The 3,119-nt window shown below is 42.5% G+C and carries 2 protein-coding genes; one reads left to right on the top strand and one right to left on the bottom strand.

The window, feature by feature from the left end:
* Positions 1–83 precede the first annotated feature (83 nt).
* The gene (locus PSU78_RS06395) at positions 84–944 is read left to right on the top strand and encodes a hypothetical protein (RefSeq protein WP_300385929.1); all 861 of its coding nucleotides are present in this window, start codon (positions 84–86) and stop codon (positions 942–944) included.
* Between the two features lie 140 nt (positions 945–1,084).
* On the opposite strand, the gene PSU78_RS06390 is transcribed toward PSU78_RS06395, so the two are convergent.
* Positions 1,085–3,119, bottom strand: a 2,035-nt coding sequence (locus PSU78_RS06390; RefSeq protein ID WP_300385926.1) for an AAA family ATPase, incomplete at its 5' end; no start/stop codon positions are given.

Here is a 3,119-nt window from a genome sequence, read left to right as displayed (position 1 = left end):
ATTGCATCACTATCTAACATGGTGCGATTAAATCGTATTTTTAGAGGTGCCCTATTGTTGCTTTACTGGTTATAGGAGCAATTATGAATGCATTCAAATCTCCCGAACAGAAAGCTGCAGAGGCGGCACTTCGTGAGCAAGAGCAAGCTAAACAAGCTGAAGAGGATGTGATAGCAGCTAAAGAAAAACAAGAAAGAATAGTACAGGGTAGCGTGCCAAAATGTGACAGTAGTAATGCAAAAGACAGCCTTAAAAATGCATTTGATAACGCTCAGTTTGCGCGAACAGCTAATCTCAGTGCGATTGAAGTTACATCGATTCGAGAGATTGCCTTTGAACCAAGCAACAAGACGCGCGTATGTTTTGGCACGATAGTAATGAACAATACTGAGAAATCTGGTGTGAAGTTTAAATTGGAAGATCGAACTGACGGTCAGTTTATGCTGACTTTTGAAGTATCAGAAGACGTAGCCGCAGCGCCTATATCATTACCAGCTCCACAAACAGTGGCCACTCAGACTACTGCGGGATTACAGACTCAAGTAACTCCAGAAAGTCGGCTAAAACAACCTGCTGCTACAAATTCAGTTCAGCTACCTACAGGACAATCAACTGAAGCAGAAACTCTAGGTAAGTATAAGGTAAGTTTTGATTGCAATAAGGCATCGACGACAGCGGAGAAGCTAACGTGCACCACCAATACTCTTAGCCAACTTGATGGTCTTCTCGCTGCGACATACAAGGATCGGATGAACAACTCGATTTATGGCGTGGATAAGCTTACCTTTAAAGGCAGCCAATTAGCATGGGGCAAAACAAAAAACATTTGCACAGACGCAGCATGCTTGGAAACAGCCTATCGCAACCGTATTTTTGAGTTGTGTGAAATGCCAGTGGTATCAGGAGTTCACCCGTCAGGTGATTGTGACGCAATACAAAATTAACATATCTGTTAAAACAAAGAAATTTCTAACACTATGTTAGAAAACTGCTGATTTGCTTGCCCTTGAAAACATACAATCAGCTTGGCATTTAAACTTAATTCGGTTTTAACATGGTAAATTGATTTTTTACCAAGTTTCCATCAAACCATAAAACCGATTCTTGCTTGCGCATTTCCTTTCAAACTACACTCTGTTTCGAGTGCTGTTAACAGTATATGCGCATCTGGTTGATCAACACTGGCTTGGTATTGTCTAGCCACAGTGGCAAAATCACCAGGTGTCAAACGGTTCATTTGTTCAAGCTGAATGAGTTTACTTGACTCAACATTATCAACCCCAAAACCAGCAAGCAGATCAGCAAATAATGTTTGGCGTTGCTGTTGATTGGCATAATCAAAGCTCACTTTGAAAGAAAAGCGTCGTAACGCAGCAGGATCTAGCCTTTCTAAGAGATTGGTTGTGCATATGAAAATACCATCAAATTCCTCCATCCGTGTTAACAGCTCATTGGTTTCCGTCAATTCCCAGCGATGTGCTGCATCCCTACGGTCAGAGAGAAAGCTGTCAGCTTCATCCAGTAAAAGTACCGCATTTTCACGCTCAGCTTCGATAAACATGTTGGCTATATTTTTCTCAGCATCACCAACCCATTTCGACATCAAATCAGATGCGCGTTTAATTAACAGTGGCTGATCAAGTTGCTCGGCAATATGACGTGCTAGCGCGGTTTTACCAGTGCCAGGTGGACCATAAAAACACAGCGTTGCATGGCGATGATGTTGCAAACCAGCCACAATTTGTGCAGGTTCAGGCTGCGCACTGACACAATCAAGCCTGTACGGAAATGTACTAGGCCTAACGCGTGGTAATACACTGCCATGAATAACCTGCATACTGCCATTCAGGATCGCTTCAGCCATATGTTCAGCTTCATGACTGCTAGTAGGTTCACGCATTTTAACAATGCGTGCAGTCATCTCAATTTGTCCTGGCGTGAGTTGTGCACTCTCGGCCAGCTGATCTAACCAACCAGTGGATACCAGTGAAGCTTCAAAATGTTGTCCAATAATTTCGCGGCGCACCGCACGCACAGGCCGTGGAAAATCTAAAGCAAATGAGAACCTGCGCAAATAAGCAACATCCACACTACTCACATCATTACCGATCCAAATGGCTGGTACTGGATTACTTTCAAGCACGTGATTGATCCAAGCTTTACCGTTCACGGCTTGCTGCTTGCTATTCCCATTTAACTCCATAAAGTACGAGCCCAAGCTTCTCGGAAACACATCCTCTATTTCATCAAAAATCACCATAGCATCGCGACTATCAGTCAATATACTTTGGCAAAGCTGATACGCTGAAAAACGTTCACTCCCCTTTAGCGCATCACCCTCCTCACCCACACAATTGACTTCAAATAAACTGGCACCCGCTAACTGAGACAATAGACGCGCAAACTGCGTTTTGCCAACACCAGGAAAACCATAAATAAGAATATTCACGCCTACTACACGTTTTTTCAGGGCATTACGCAGCAAGGGGACTAATAATTCAAATTCCTTATGTAAATGCGGGAAGTCATTGGAAGTTAAACTTGCGGGTTGTGCTTGTTGAAAAAAGCAGGAAAGCATCGCTTCAACATTGATATGGCGGGTAAGTAAGACATCAACAAAACCAGTGGGGAGACGGAGCTTATCATCAAGGCTTTCAATACCAGCAACAAACTTTACTAAGCCGCTAGTACGCAATAAACCACTGGCTGTAAGTGCTTTTGCAATTTTAGTTCTAGGGGCATCAAGCATGATGCTCAAAACATCATTGAGTTGCTCTGTTCCACATGACAATTCAAAAGTTTGTACAGCCTCCCTGAAGGTGATATTAGCGGCTAATACTGACAAATAACGGATCACTTCCATATCGACTTGGTTAAGGCCAATGCGCTTACCAAGTAACCTTAAGTTCTTCGCAAGTATTGAGCGATCTGGTAATTTAGACTGAGTTTCTAGTTCTTTCAACCGCTGCGCTAGCATCTTCCATAACAAATCATTGCTAGCTTTAGCATTACTTTGATTTTTAATTTCAACTGGATCTATGTCCACAAACTTGTACAGTGATGAATTGACCCCTGTTGAAAAAAGTGGACACTTTTTATCGTATAAAATGACGAAAAGA

Origin of the sequence: Methylotenera sp. (assembly GCF_029945705.1) — a bacterium.
Lineage (GTDB): Bacteria > Pseudomonadota > Gammaproteobacteria > Burkholderiales > Methylophilaceae > Methylotenera.
Note: the sequence above shows the minus strand (reverse complement) of the source record. Positions and strands in the feature narration are given on the sequence as shown.

What these genes read in the sequence shown, in the direction of transcription:
- PSU78_RS06395 (WP_300385929.1), top strand. Translation starts at nt 84, where the DNA reads ATGAATGCATTCAAATCTCCCGAACAGAAAGCTGCAGAGGCGGCACTT.